Annotated in this window: 11 protein-coding genes and 1 pseudogene; 5 read left to right on the forward strand and 7 right to left on the reverse strand. The window is 34.8% G+C overall.

The features are described 5' to 3' along the window. Positions 1–30: 30 nt before the first annotated feature. From MKY70_RS28985 to MKY70_RS29000, 4 genes are all read right to left on the reverse strand, one after another. On the reverse strand, positions 31–678 hold the full coding sequence (locus MKY70_RS28985; RefSeq protein WP_002144315.1) for a lysozyme family protein: 648 nt from the start codon (positions 676–678) through the stop codon (positions 31–33). 396 nt (positions 679–1,074) lie between these two features. Continuing rightward, on the reverse strand, positions 1,075–1,650 hold the full coding sequence (locus MKY70_RS28990) for a replication-relaxation family protein (protein ID WP_040963222.1): 576 nt from the start codon (positions 1,648–1,650) through the stop codon (positions 1,075–1,077). Between the two features lie 22 nt (positions 1,651–1,672). Beyond that, on the reverse strand, positions 1,673–2,839 hold the full coding sequence (locus MKY70_RS28995; RefSeq protein ID WP_012259900.1) for an FtsK/SpoIIIE domain-containing protein: 1,167 nt from the start codon (positions 2,837–2,839) through the stop codon (positions 1,673–1,675). Between the two features lie 15 nt (positions 2,840–2,854). Then, positions 2,855–3,175, reverse strand: coding sequence for a hypothetical protein (locus tag MKY70_RS29000; protein ID WP_341026613.1), 321 nt, complete (start codon positions 3,173–3,175; stop codon positions 2,855–2,857). A gap of 291 nt (positions 3,176–3,466) precedes the next feature. On the opposite strand from MKY70_RS29000, the gene MKY70_RS29005 reads away from it, so the two are divergent. The 4 genes from MKY70_RS29005 to MKY70_RS29020 all read left to right on the forward strand — a co-directional run bounded on the left by MKY70_RS29005 (position 3,467) and on the right by MKY70_RS29020 (position 5,833). Then, positions 3,467–3,697 (forward strand): helix-turn-helix domain-containing protein, encoded by a 231-nt coding sequence (locus MKY70_RS29005; RefSeq protein WP_002150963.1) that lies wholly within the window; start codon positions 3,467–3,469, stop codon positions 3,695–3,697. Positions 3,698–3,807: 110 nt separating this feature from the next. Further along, entirely contained in the window at positions 3,808–5,073 is a 1,266-nt protein-coding gene (locus MKY70_RS29010; RefSeq protein WP_016119144.1) for a Y-family DNA polymerase, read from the forward strand. Next, positions 5,070–5,411: a YolD-like family protein gene (locus MKY70_RS29015; protein ID WP_016119143.1), complete on the forward strand. Its 342-nt coding sequence runs from the start codon at positions 5,070–5,072 to the stop codon at positions 5,409–5,411. Before MKY70_RS29010 ends, MKY70_RS29015 begins: the two co-directional genes overlap by 4 nt. Before the next feature lie 47 nt (positions 5,412–5,458). Continuing rightward, complete coding sequence (locus MKY70_RS29020) at positions 5,459–5,833, forward strand: hypothetical protein (protein WP_016119142.1); 375 nt, start codon at positions 5,459–5,461, stop codon at positions 5,831–5,833. Positions 5,834–6,076: 243 nt separating this feature from the next. Here the strand turns inward: MKY70_RS29020 and MKY70_RS29030 are convergent, their stop codons facing one another. Together MKY70_RS29030 and MKY70_RS30920 are read right to left on the reverse strand one after the other, a co-directional pair. Further along, positions 6,077–6,508: an SgcJ/EcaC family oxidoreductase gene (locus tag MKY70_RS29030; RefSeq protein WP_241139211.1), complete on the reverse strand. Its 432-nt coding sequence runs from the start codon at positions 6,506–6,508 to the stop codon at positions 6,077–6,079. Positions 6,509–7,861: 1,353 nt separating this feature from the next. Next, positions 7,862–8,582 (reverse strand): annotated as a pseudogene (locus MKY70_RS30920) (BclA C-terminal domain-containing protein); the annotation flags it as partial. Positions 8,583–9,374: 792 nt separating this feature from the next. Between MKY70_RS30920 and MKY70_RS29045 the strand changes: the two are divergent. Further along, positions 9,375–10,220 (forward strand): DUF5677 domain-containing protein, encoded by an 846-nt coding sequence (locus MKY70_RS29045; protein ID WP_240381241.1) that lies wholly within the window; start codon positions 9,375–9,377, stop codon positions 10,218–10,220. Between the two features lie 766 nt (positions 10,221–10,986). Here the strand turns inward: MKY70_RS29045 and MKY70_RS29055 are convergent. After that, a complete protein-coding gene (locus MKY70_RS29055) occupies positions 10,987–13,623 on the reverse strand; it encodes a collagenase ColA (RefSeq protein WP_341026618.1) in 2,637 nt (878 codons plus the stop codon). Positions 13,624–14,462: the final 839 nt, after the last annotated feature.

The raw sequence follows: 14,462 nt of genomic DNA on the forward strand, positions 1-14,462 counted from the left end.
GCACCAAAACCGACGGTATCATTATACAGCTTATTTAGAAGAGTCATGTACATTTCGAAGAAGTTCTTCAATAAGTATTGTTTTTTCATTCACCTTTGTGGCATATGTGAAATCACCATAACAATATGGATACCTAAAATTATTTTTATTTCCACCACAAGTGTACATCGCTGGGTTTTGATTAACTTTCATCTTAGAAAACTTTTTGGCCGAATCTTCCGAGTGTTGTTTAACTTCTTGACTAGCAATAAAATCAATATACCCTGGCCCCATATTATAGCTTTGAATAATTGTATCCATGCTAACATCTTTTTCCGTTCCATATTTGTACATTTTAGCAAAGTGTTTTACCCCTTGTTTAATGCTCAAGCTTGTCTCTTGAATTTCATTTGGCTTTAATCCAAGTGATTCAGATGACTGCATAGGGTCGTTTCCCTCACCTCTACTCTCTTGGTACATAATTCCTAATAAAACTGCTGTTTTCCCTCCTAAATTATATTTTTCTAATTCTTTTTTCAAGGTAGGCTCATATTGTAATACACGTTTTTCGGTAGCGAGCGCTTTATTTTGTTGAATATTAGTTTTATGATTAAAATATAGTATTCCAAGCATTGTTCCTAAACCTAAAATACTAATAAAGAATAATATAATAATTTGTTTTTTACTCGTATTCTTCATATATTCCTCCTCGTATAAGAAATTCCATTTTTCAATGGTGGTTGGTTATTTACAAAAGATGTAATAATCATCTATTTCCCTGCCCCTTTTTAGACTCAAATTCATTTCCTTTAGGTTTAAAGTTTAATATAGAAATTTAAAAATAAAGTAAAGATAAGATAAAGATAAGATAAAGTGCATTTTTTAGAGTACTTTAAAAAGATATTGGTACAAACGGATATGTGGGACAACTTGTTGATATGAATGGATATAGTGATAATGGAGAGGTTATTGTACAAATTATCAATTATGGAGATATCATTCCAGAAGAAGATTTACCACCTTCTAACAATCAGCATCACACACGGCTTAATAGATTATCAAAAAGAAAAAAGCTCTGCACTATGCAGGCTTTCTTTATGATTTCACTGTTAAATTATTCATAAAACTTTCTATAGAATTCGCCTGGAATATACGGAAATAAGGAGATTGAACGTCGTAATGTTTGTCAGTAATGATAAGGATTGAAGGAAAGAATTTAGAAGCTTTCGGTTGCCAATATTCATTATGCCATTCTTGGTTATGGAAGTATAACTCATATCTATTTATCTTATCTTGCATTAGCTTTTTACTGTACACTGACTTTTGAACTTCAATAAAGAATGGCGATCTACGCCATATTGTAAAAGCATCCGGCTCCATATATTCTTTCCTATACTTTGGTTCAACTTCGAATAGTTTAGGATTTTCATAATGAACGAGTTGTTTGTATACGTCCACAATACCAAGGAAATGAGGAATTTTTTGACTCGTTTTTCTGATAGAACTGGGTTGTGGAAAATAAATGTATGGGTGCTGCAATACGTTAGCATCAACATAGCCGTCTCTTCTTAATCGTTTCATAACCGTATTACAACAAGTTACCGCATTCTTTAAGCCTTGAAAATGCAAGTCAATAATATCGTCACGGGACATGCATCTAAATCGATTCAAATCATTCAGGATTCCTTTATCTCTACTCTTCATCATCTAACACCCCAAATAGCGGCATTTCTTCCTGCAAAGAATTATGGAGTATCCTCTCTCCTTTAGACATGCGATACGGTTCAACAATTTGTTTCGCCTTACTTAATTCCAAATAAGGAGCTTGCACTTTCTTTAATCCATTTCGTTTTAAAATCATTTGGCCAGATTGCTCTAAATGCTCTGAACCAGGAGTACCCATGATATTACTATTAATTGCACTATCACATTTAAAGCCGATTCTAACGGTCATATTTAGCTTTAACTTACCATCCAACACTTTCGCATCTGGCCGCTGCATACTAAGCATAAGAAACACCCCAAGTGATCGGCCGACTGCTGAAATCTTTTCAATTGTAGTCATACACTCTTTTTCATCTTTTAGCATGGCCACTTCATCAATAGCAAGTAGAATATATGGTTTTTGATGATCTGGATTTAACTTGTTGTACGCATCAATATGATCAACCTCATATTCTTCCATAAGTTTTCTTCGTTCTCTAATTTCCTTCCACATCTTTTGAAGCATTATTTTCATTTCAATTTCTTCCATACAAACTTCTTTTACATGCTTCACTCTTCGCAAGAAATGAAATTCAGAGTTTTTTAAATCTCCAAGATACAAATGCAACGTATCAGGAGACATATATTGAATGAGTGTGGATAGTACAACACGTACCATACTACTTTTCCCGCTTCCCGTTTCCCCTGCTATTAATAAGTGTGGTGTATTGGAATCAACCATATCGTACGTAATCGTTTTTCCAAATTGATCCCGGCCAACCACAACAGGAAGACGGTACCCTTTTAATAAGGGCTGCCATTCTTTATAACAGTAATTGTATGGTTTTAATCCAGCATCTGAACGGAATACATGTAGTACAAACTTTTTCACATCCCCTTCAATCGTAATATTCGGTCCTAATATTTGCTGAAAACAAAACCACTTCTTTTCAATCTTCTGTGGATCTAATCCGTTTGGTATGGTAAAAACATACCTCACGCTTTCTGCTGAAGAAGAAACATTATGTACCTTTGGATAAATAGGCACTTTTCCCCCACGCGTTTGATGTTCCGTATATAAACCTGCTTTTCCGAACACCTCCATAAGCTGATTCCTTAACCTTTGCGTACGAACCCACTCCTTTATAATCCCCATTACTCTCTTCCCTCCTTAAAACATGATTACGATACGAACAAATACATATCCAATCAAACAAACTCCACCAATTCGCGTTCCGTGATAAATACCTTCACTTACAAATTTAGCTGCTGATATATAGTCATGTCGCACCAAGTATTTTTCTAACATGACTGCTCCGATTAAAATCGTTCCCATAACTCCTAATGCAATGTAAGTATGTAATACCTGATCCAACATATGAAGGAATGCGAAAGGACTTAATGAATTGTATTTACGGATTTTCTGTTCTTTATCTTTGTATGACCGATCCATAAACTCGCGAAAAGGAATTGTTTCTTTCCTAGCACGCATTTAAATGCCCCCTTTATAAACAGAATTTAGAATGTAGATATTACATAGCTTCATCTACTTAATACCGTGGTAGTTTTACCTTGGTAGAAATCTTGATAAATACTGTGGTAATCATTCGCAACTTACTTTGGTAACCTCGTATTCTTCTACCTTAATAAATACCGTGGTAGCTGCTTTGATACATCATATTGTGGACAGCTTGTACATTATGTAAAAAACTTTTGCCGTCTATGCGAATAGTTTTTTACATTTATGTCCACAATGTTGAAAATAGGTTCAGGAGGGATTTAAGTGTTTTGGAAATTCGGAGGGAAAAACCGAACGAAATTAGGTGATTTTTTAGATCGGAATGGCTTCACCCAAAATGATTTAGAAAAGACCGCGAAATTAAGTCGTCCTACAGTTTCAAAGGCGTGCAATGATAAAGAATACATACCTAGTCCAACTGTAATGAAAAAGATTTTAAAAGTTATTAGGCAAATAAAACCAAACGTTAAATCTACCGACTTTTGGGATATGTAAAAACTGGCTAACTAGAGTCAGTTTTATTTTTTTATAAAAACCCCTTCATAAGAGAACGTATATTCGTGTATAATAAGAACAGATGTTCTTATTATTAAGGAGGCGTAAAGGTGTATGACTACTCAATTTTGCCGAATCGAATTGTTTTATGTGTAGATCTTCGAAGCTTTTATGCTTCAGTTAGTTGCATCAAGATGGGATTAGACCCACTACATACCAAATTAGCTGTAGTAGGAGATGTGAACAGAAATGGCTCTATTGTTTTGGCTGCAACACCACCATTAAAGGCATTAGGTGTTAAGAAAATGGCAAGGTTGTACGAAATACCACGGCGTAAAGACATTCTTGTGGTAAACCCAATCATGGGAACTTATATAAAATGCTCAAATTACATAACGAAATTAGCTCTACAATACGTTCCTATTGAAGATTTTCACCAATACAGCATAGACGAATTTTTTATGGACATTACAGATAGCATCCATTTATTCGCCCCAGATCCATACGAATTCGCTATGAAATTTAAACGGGAAATATACAATCATACACGAGTTGAATGTACTATCGGAATTGCTCCTAACCCACTCATGAGTAAGATTGCTTTAGACATTGATGCTAAGAAGAACAAAGACGGGATTGCATTTTGGAAGTACGAGGATGTACCTGCAAAACTATGGAGCATACGACCCCTTAATAAATTTTGGGGCATATCATATAAAACAGAAGAAAAGTTAAATAGAAAGGGAATATACTCTATTGGAGATTTAGCGAATTATCCCCTTAAATACTTAAAACAGAGTTTCGGCAAGATTGGAGAAGAATTACACTTACATAGCCACGGAATCGACTTTAGTCGCATTTCAGAAAAATATGTTCCAGCCACAACTTCTATTGGGAAAAGCCAAATTTTAATGCGTGACTACACAATAGAAGAATTTCCGATTATTCTACTGGAGCATATAGAAGAAGTTTGTTATCGACTTAGAAGACAAAACAAACTTGCCCAAACCGTTCATTTTTCTGTCGGTTATAGCAAGAGTTATACAGGTGGCATTAGAAAAACACATACTTTAAACCGCCCAACAAATCTAACGATGGATATTTATCATATCTGTACATACTTTTTACATCAACAATATACTGGCGAACCCATTCGCAGCATAAACATATCCTTAACAAACCTAATTCAAGAAGGGGAAGAACAAATTTCTCTTTTTGATAATGTCACGAAACGAGAACAAGAAGTGAAGTTAACAAAAGTAATGGATGAAATACGCACAAAGTTTGGGAGGAACAGTATTTTACGAGGGATTTCCTACACGCATAGCGCTACAGCTAGACACAGAAATACACTAATTGGAGGACACAAATCATGATTAACGCTAATATGCCAAAAGGAAGAGGAATGGTGAAATTCACTCCGTTTGCAGCAATGCCTGAACAGTTTGTTGGTATTCGTGAAATCATCAAGGAGAAAAACAAAGTAACTCGGCCGATCTTAACCGCTGAAGAAAAAGAACTGATCGAGAACATGTTGTTATGTTCCTTATTATCTGAAGAAGAAATATTAATTACATATTATGAAGATGGTTATTTACTTTCTAGCTATATGACTGTTGTTGGTATTGACCAGCAAAATAGTGCTGTCATATGTACCGATGCTTTTTATAATAAGATGACACTGAAATTTTTGAATATAATAGACGTAAAATAGAATAGATTTAATGATCACGTTTGGAGTGTTATAAAGGAGTGTATAAAATGCAAGGGAATCAGCTAAGAAGGAATACAGCAAGAACAGTTATTCATAATGATATAAATAACTATCCCTATTTAAATATACCTATGATTATTAATGAGAAAGATGGACAGATTTATGAAGTTTTAAGCGCTGGTTTTCATAATAATGATGCTGTAGGAATGATAACAACGGACGGTTTCGCTACAACTAAGGTAAATACACCAATTGTATCAGTAACAAACAATGATGGTAGCATTCAAGTATACCGCTTACCTTTAGAATTGGAATATTGGGTACTTTCATGTATGCATGCTGCTTTAACAGGAAAAAATCCATTTCCATGTAAAGTTACTTTTGGAATCATTGATACTAAATTTTATGTGGAATTCAAGTGAAAAAGGAGCAATATTTTTTGCTCCTTTTTATTTTTAAAGAGATGCTATTCGTCCTTGTGAATAATCTAATTCAATTCATATAACTTTGAATGGATAACTTCTACATCGACATCAAATTTTCCAAGTGTCAAAAGATATCGCTATGTTGCAAGAAATACTCAATCACAGCACACCACAAATCACATTGACTTACATTGGAATCAACAAAGAAGAAAAAGATAACATTCTAGATATATTTTGTATTTAATTATGAACAAATGTATTCTGTCCAGCAGCGACCTGCCACGTTCCGAGTTCTTTGACCATCACATAAATAGCAAGACTGCCTTGCCCGTTTTCTATTATTGTCCCTTCAGAGGTTGTCGGGTATTGCCTAATATGTGTAATAGCTACATCCGACCGCACAAAGTTAATGCTTTCAACTTTATAGGAAGCATACGAGTTGCGAAGTGGTCCTGCCAAGATAATCTTGTGTACTTCATTGATTTGCTTCCAACCTGATAGCCGTTCACCAAGCACATTTACCCATGTAGCGTCTGAAGTGAAGTGACGATCTAATTCATCCGCATCATGTTGATTAAATGCAACCTCAATCTCAGTGATCGTTTGTTGAATGGCGTCAATTTCTTCCTGCTGATTCTCTTTTAAACCGTGAACTTTAGACTTGTTAGACATATTCGTTTCTCCTCCTATGTTAGTTTGATATCTATAGTTTATTCAAGTAAAGTTATCATAACATCCAACAATAGTAGTATCTTTCTAAAGAGGAATTCATACCACGGTAGGATGGTAAAACATATTTTGTATACCCTTACTTATATTTTTCTGCAAATTCCCCTAGTATATTTTATACATGTCATGTTTACATAACTTCACTTATCGGTAGTCCATGTATTTAAAAATCTCAAAAAGTCCCTTCAGATCTTCTGAAGAGACTTTTTATTCATAAAACTATTAGAAAAGTTACTTAAAAGATTATTTCCAAACGGAATATTTAAAAATGAACCGCCTCAAAAAGAACATGTAGTAATTTCTACATGTTCTTTTTTTTCTTATTAACCGACCAAGGTTATATTGTACATGTTCATAGCATTGTATGTTGAATTTCAATTGTAAGTTCTAATGTAAACTTTTTATCATTAGTTTACATTCAAAATATGAAAAATAAAGAGATTAGAACATCTAAAAAAACTAGATCTATGCTAGCTTTTTTACATAGTTTTCTTTAAAAGAAATCATTATATCTAAAAACCTATAAAAATTCCCTCAAAAGATTTAAAGGGACTTCTATAACATTTCCCTTAACTTCATAGTTATAGCCTACAACCTACGCAATTCTATTTTTCGCTTTTATCTAAGTCGCGTAATAACAAGATGTGCTGAAACAGACTCTGTTCCTCCAGCCAGAGGAGTAATGGTTAGTGCTGTGGATTCGCTAGCAGGATTTCGTACAGTAAGTATTGAATTGATGACTGATGTTTGCACAAGAGCCATTCCTACTATCTGAGAAGTACCCGTTGCTCGACCAACTACCGTATAAGCTAATTCAACAGCTCCTGCTCCCGAATTAAGAGTTAAAACTAGTTGACCCGCTTCGGTCACACTCACCTGAAACAAGACCTGATAACTACCGATTGCAGACAAATTAAATGTATCAGCACCAGTACGCGCAATCCCCGCCCCACTAAAAGGTCCGTCTCTTGGAAAATCTACGTCTCCACCGACTGCAACTGTTGCAGCATTATCAGGGGGCATCAACGCATAAAAATCCGCAAAATCTAATACCGCTCCGGTTGCCCCTGTCGATCCTTGTGATCCGGTTGCTCCGGTTGGTCCGGTTGGACCTATGTCTCCTGATGATCCCGTTACTCCTGTCGAACCTGTTGCCCCTGTCGGTCCTTGTGATCCGGTTGCTCCTGTTAGTCCTTGTAATCCAGTTGCTCCGGTTAGTCCTTGTAATCCAGTTGCTCCGGTTGGACCTATGTCTCCTGTTGGACCTATGTCTCCTGATGGTCCCGTTACTCCTGTCGAACCTGTTGCTCCCGTTGGACCTGGTGGACCACCTGATGGTCCCGTTGCTCCTGTCGAGCCTGTTGCTCCCGTTGGACCTGGTGGACCACCTGATGGTCCCGTTGCTCCTGTCGAACCTGTTGCTCCCGTTGGACCTATGTCTCCTGATGGTCCCGTTACTCCTGTCGAACCTGTTGCTCCCGTTGGACCTGGTGGACCACCTGATGGTCCCGTTGCTCCTGTCGAACCTGTTGCTCCCGTTGGACCTATGTCTCCTGATGGTCCCGTTACCTGTCGAACCTGTTGCTCCCGTTGGACCTGGTGGACCACCTGATGGTCCCGTTGCTCCTGTCGAGCCTGTTGCTCCTGTCGAGCCTGTTGCTCCCGTTGGACCTGGTGGACCACCTGATGGTCCCGTTGCTCCTGTCGAACCTGTTGCTCCCGTTGGACCTATGTCTCCTGATGGTCCCGTTACTCCTGTCGAACCTGTTGCTCCCGTTGGACCTGGTGGACCACCTGATGGTCCCGTTGCTCCTGTCGAGCCTGTTGCTCCCGTTGGACCTGGTGGACCACCTGATGGTCCCGTTGCTCCTGTCGTACCCGTTGGACCCGTTGGACCTGGTGGACCACCTGATGGTCCTGTTGGTCCTGGTGGTCCTGGTGGTCCTGCTGGACCAATTTCAGGTAAAGGGAAACAACATTGAAACGGTATACATCTATTCTTTTTAAATTTGCTCATAGTTCTCACCTACCTTATAGAAAAAACAACTTTTCTAAACACCTACACCACAACATATGAACCTTCCAAATATAAGTATAAGGAAAACACCTATGAAAGCCACAATAGAATCATACAGTTAAGCCCAATTTCACATTTTCAAAAATAAACGGTACTATTAAAAAAATATATTCACTCCAAAACATTTTTCACATATATACTGTATAAATTTATGGTTAACATAACCCATCATTATCGGTATTCAATGTATCTAGGAATCTAAAAGAATCCCTTCAGAAAACCCTTAGATATTTCACAGTTCCAAAAGATATATTTTTTGTAATATTTTACATTTTAATACATTTAAAGATAAAAAGAATCCTTGATACGTCTGTAAAGTGTTTCGAAAGGTAAAAATATTAAAACATATTTAATGTTCATATGGTGAAAATGAGTTTTACAAAAGTATGAAAATGTTAAACTCATAAAAACCCGTTGTATCATGTGTATGTACTGATATAACGGGTTTTTTATATGAATATTTAACTGTCTATTTTACTAATTATAAAAAAACATGAACTTAGTTTTACTTTTTAGATCGGCTGGGTACGGAAACGATGGTTCAAGTTGGAGGAAGGCACCTTAGGGTGTTTTTTCTTATTTACTTTCAACAGAATATGCTAAAATGGACATAAATGGATGGAATGTAATTTCTATAAATTTTTCACATTTAAATGGGCTACATTATAGCTAATCTAAAATACACTAAAATAAGCATAAAAAATAACAATGTTAAGCGAGGATTAAGGAGACATGGATAAACGACTAATCAATTTAAGTAAAAGTATAGATTTTAGTTTAGATTTAATGAAAAAATTAGAAGAACGCAAAAATTTAACAGTTGAACAAAAAATAATTTTAAGTATTTATAGAAAACTAATCGAACAAATTGACGGGAATTTCGTTTTAGCTGACCATCAATTAAAAAGCCCTTCAATAGTTATGATACGTTCTGCACTTGAAACTTATCTTTCCCTAAAATACATTACTCAGCATAAAAGATTTATTAAAGATAGAGCAATCAGTTATTATGTAGGGTATATAATAAATCAAAAGATAGTATACAATAACATGCTTGAAAATCCCCCTAAACATGTTTCGATGCCAGAAGAAGAATTTAAAAATAAAATCGTTAAGATAGATCAGCTTTTGAAATCACCAATTTTTAATAAAATCCTTAATCAATGGAAATTTACTAAAGAAATACAAAATAAAAAATTCAATAACACGTACGAACCAAAATGGTATTCGTTGTTTAAAGGGCCAACATCTATTAAAATGCTGGTGAGCAGATTAAATGACGAACAAATATATAAATACTATGAAATTTTATCTTTAGAAGCTCATGGGTACGAATCTTTAAACGGATTAAATAATGATGATATAATTAATAAGCCTTTTTCTTTTAAACCAATAAGGGATACGGAAAACTCAAGTCATTTTGCAGGTATGGCGAGAGCTTTATGTACTTCCGCGACACATGAAATCATTAAAAATACGTCCCCTGAATTAAATGGTGAATTTATTAAGTTCATGAATGAACTTGGTTTAATTGGTAAATATCAAAACGAATTAAAAATAAGACTAAACCAGAATTAAGATGGTTCAATTCGCAGAAAGGCACCTTAGGGTGTCTTTTTTTAAGTAAGGAAAAAGTTTTTACAGAAATACATATGAAATTAAATCACCTGATTATAAAATAAAAAAACGCTCAACTGAGCGCTTTCTATATACCTAATAATTGTTTTTTCTTTGCTTGAAACTTTTCTTCAGTAATAATTCCTTGATCTCACAGCTCTTTATACTTAAGAATTTCATCAGCCATTTTCTGTTCCTTTTTGTATTCCCAAAAGGTACACCTTTTAATGTGGTGTAATTTCTATGAAAAACAATGTGTCAAAAAGTTCGAGATAATATTTTGCAGTACTTCAAAAATACATAGACCTTTTGAATCATTTATGAATTGCTGTAAATTAGTATCCCAAAACCGATTATTTTTGGGATGCTCCAATATCGAGAGATTTTTGCTGTTGTTTTTTCGAAAAACTACTCCAAAACAAAAAAATGTAAATTTTCTCGTTTTGGGGGTATTTACATTTCTTAGCTTGATAGTGATGTGCTGGAACCCCATAGCCATCAAGCTAAGATTAAGTAAGAATCCATTCAACTAGATTTTTTTCTGTTTACTAAAGATTTGATATGAACTATTTAAAAATTTGCATATGAAATAAACCCTAGTATAAAATCCTTGATTTTTTAAGAGAAGGTATTGGAGTTTATCTTTTGTATATACATCATCATTTCATTAAAAAAAGACAAATAGATGCCTAGGGGCATCTATTTGTCTAAAAACGACTACTTATAATTATTTTACTTCTACAGTAAAATTCCCTGTTCCACCGCCATATTTATATACACTTAAGTAATATTTCCCTGGCTTCGCATTATAATTTCCAAGCAATTTGTTTCCATCGCGTTTTGTTGCATAAGTTACATAATTATTTAGATCTGATTCAGAATATAACACCCAGTTCAGTCCAAGGTTTTGTTCGTTCGTAACGGTAATTTGTAAATCTTTTGGGTCCTTTACATCGATAACAAATCTGTCAACTTGATCTTGATCACTTAAGTTTCCTCTTAATAACGCGTTCAAAGATAATGGATTCGCTGCATCAAATGAATTATTCGGTTCTTTTTCTACAGCAGTACCTTCTTCTGTATTCACTCCGCTAAACACAACATCATATTCAAATTGTCCAGCGGCATTGACACGGTAATTTACAAAATAAGCAGTTAATGTTTTGTATCCGCTCCACTCTTTTTCTGCAAGATGCTTCAGCATATCATTTGTTGCTTGATTCATCACTTTCCAATCCTCATTTTCCCCTTTTGCCACACTTCCTGTATATGTTCCTTGTAGTGTGAAGGTATTAAAGAATTGTGATTTATTCTTTGTTACCTTCACATTTTTTAACTTCGCTTCATTGGTGACATCTGCTGCAACATCCGAAAGTGGTTTCGGATTGTGCTGTGCTACATAATCATCTGATACTTGCGGAATTGTATACTTATCACGATTATCTATCAGCATTTGCATGTAAGTTTGATATTCTTCATTTAATTTATTATCTTTACTTAATGTAGAACGGTACGCATCGTAACCTGGAACATCATTTGTACGAATTAAATCATGCACTTTATCGAACATATCAGGACGGTTATTATACATATACGATTGCAATGCAAACGAGTAATTATAAAAATCCCACGTTCCGTATTTTGCATTTAATGTTTGCGCTGCTGTGTAACGTTTCGCAGGATCATTAGACAATCCACCAATGATACTTTTTCGCGGTACTACGCTGTCTAATCGCGTTGATCCTGCAAAAAACTCCGCATTTCCTTCTTCAAACCATGTTAAGCGTTCATTTTGATACATTTCCCCTTGACCCCATAATCCCGGAACTTCGTATCTGCCCTGTAAATAGTGTGTAAATTCGTGACGAAACAATTCTTCCAAACTATAAATACTCTGCTGTGGTGTACGTTCATATGTAAAGAAAGTCCCTGTTCCTTCAATATAAATCCCACCATTATTCGTTTCATATCCGTACAGTTGACGATTAAATTGATACTCATCTGGACTATTATAAATAACCATCGTTAACACGTCATCAGCATGTCCATTTTCAAGTGGTTTATCACTACCAACTGTACGATAAAATTGAGAACGAACTTCTTTTGCTGCCCAATATAAACGTTTAATTTTTTCTTCGCTAACTTTATCTCCCGCTTTAAAGACAATAGCCCCATCATCAAATGTATACGTTTTTGGCAAATAATGTTTCTTACCATCTTCTCGAATTTGATCTAAATTTACCGTTTTTCCATTTGCATCTATCCCGCCGTAATTAGTAGCAATTTGTTCTGCTGCAACAAAATATTGTTGCCCTAAATATGGATATATCCCCATTGCTTCTGTAACAACTTGCTGTCCTTTTGTTGGTGTACTATAAAACTTGCCAAAACGACTAGCATAGTAAATACCATTATTAATTAGCCATCCGTTTTTGTCTGTTACTGTACCTATTAGTGCAAAACGATTTATCTCATTAATAAAGCCATCAATTTTTCCATACCACAGCATATCTTTTGGTTCTTTTCCTGTAGCATTCATATACGATTGAACTTCATAATCAACTTCTTTCATCAAATTATATACAGCATCGCCTTTAGTTCGATCTTCAATAAACGTAGAAAGATTATCGTTATATTGTTTAAAGATTTCACCTGCATATTGAATAACTTCTACATCAGCTGACGCCCCTCCAATTAACATCCCATAAGACGAAATTACTTTATTTTGTTCTGTTGTACCAAGTTTAAAATTCGGGTTCTTCGCAATTGTTTTTAAAGCTGGCAAACATTTATCATGATAGACACGTTCACTTAGTTTACTTAATTCTTGATGATAAAAACCTAAATAAAAACCTGAGCGTAAAACTTCTACTAATGTCTCAATTCCTTTTGAGTCATCTTTCGTATAGGCTTGTCCTTGTTCTGCTAGCTTAGCAATGATTGCCTGCATACGGCTATCATCTTGATAGAATTTGAGACTATCATTATTAAACTGAAATAACTCCGGAATTTGATACCATTGAATCGTAACCAGAAGATCGGTCAATTGCTTGTTGCTTAATTGATTTAATTCAGCCATTGAATATTTCTTTTCTTCAACAAGCTGTTTAGCATTCTCATTTGGCATCGGTGGACGCTGCGATAAATCTGCTAACTTTAAACGTTTAGTAAATGATCCATTTTCTTGCACGTTCGAAGGGTGCGCTAACTCATCAACGGATTTCCTTAATCCTACCGGCTCCATTTGTAATAAGTTCTTCACATTTTTTTCTTTTGTCTCTGCTTGAATTTGTAAACCACTACATGATATTGTCACGAGTCCAACACCAACAATCAGTTTAGAAATTCTTGAATATTTAACCATACTGTTACCCCCTAATAATTAAAAGAAAATTCTGAATTTTAAAAGCAGAACATTCTTATTTGTATGTATTTACAGTTTCGCTATAAATACAAGTAAGATCAATGATGCAATAGTAGCTTGTTTTTTACTATTACTAATACAGATTTCTTACATTCAATCCTCCTTCCTTAAATTTATACAAGCAAAAACTATGCCAATGTTATTTAAGTGAATAAAGAACCGTTTTTCATCCATACTGTAGAATAAAATATACACAAACAATTCAAATATGTATAAACAATTTGACAATGTACAAATTATTTGGCACATGCCCCTCCCCTTTGTCCTCGGCCACCTTTAAGCGTCCTAACAGTAGATAGTTACCAGTTTCAACTGCTGATTTACAATACAGTTTAAAAATTCTATTCCTATACAACCATCAAGCTAAAAGTAAAGTATTTAAAAAAAGCGCATTAACATAATGTGAAATTTCACCAATGATACTCTTAGGAGTTTCATTTTCACTCGTACGCAATAGATCTTTCCCCTCTCTTTTTTCAGGGACTTATAAACAACGAAAAAAGGACGTACCTATGGCATATGTATGCGTAGATATATCCTTTTGCAAGATAGATTTAGAAGTATTTACTTGCTTTCATTATATTATATTATCTTCAATTTTATATATAAAATTAAAGATAATATAATATAAAATTTGAACAAAGCATGTTACAACAAGTGATTTTCCAACAGAGGAAACCCAAACATTTCGAAAAAAGTTTGTTCAAAATGTTTGGGTTGTGTGTTGCTAGTGAATTTTTTTTATAAAAAGTTAAATCATTTTCTGCTTGTATTGCTCT

It is taken from the genome of Bacillus sp. FSL R9-9492, assembly GCF_038007365.1.
In the GTDB taxonomy this organism is placed as follows: domain Bacteria; phylum Bacillota; class Bacilli; order Bacillales; family Bacillaceae_G; genus Bacillus_A; species Bacillus_A mycoides.

Excerpts from the sequence above, each read along its gene's own strand:
- MKY70_RS28985 (WP_002144315.1), bottom strand. The coding sequence starts at position 678 with ATGAAGAATACGAGTAAAAAACAAATTATTATATTATTCTTTATTAGT.
- MKY70_RS28995 (WP_012259900.1), bottom strand. The coding sequence starts at position 2,839 with ATGGGGATTATAAAGGAGTGGGTTCGTACGCAAAGGTTAAGGAATCAG.
- MKY70_RS29000 (WP_341026613.1), bottom strand. The coding sequence starts at position 3,175 with ATGCGTGCTAGGAAAGAAACAATTCCTTTTCGCGAGTTTATGGATCGG.
- MKY70_RS29015 (WP_016119143.1), top strand. The coding sequence starts at position 5,070 with ATGATTAACGCTAATATGCCAAAAGGAAGAGGAATGGTGAAATTCACT.
- MKY70_RS29020 (WP_016119142.1), top strand. The coding sequence starts at position 5,459 with ATGCAAGGGAATCAGCTAAGAAGGAATACAGCAAGAACAGTTATTCAT.
- MKY70_RS29030 (WP_241139211.1), bottom strand. The coding sequence starts at position 6,508 with ATGTCTAACAAGTCTAAAGTTCACGGTTTAAAAGAGAATCAGCAGGAA.
- MKY70_RS29045 (WP_240381241.1), top strand. The coding sequence starts at position 9,375 with ATGGATAAACGACTAATCAATTTAAGTAAAAGTATAGATTTTAGTTTA.
- MKY70_RS29055 (WP_341026618.1), bottom strand. The coding sequence starts at position 13,623 with ATGGTTAAATATTCAAGAATTTCTAAACTGATTGTTGGTGTTGGACTC.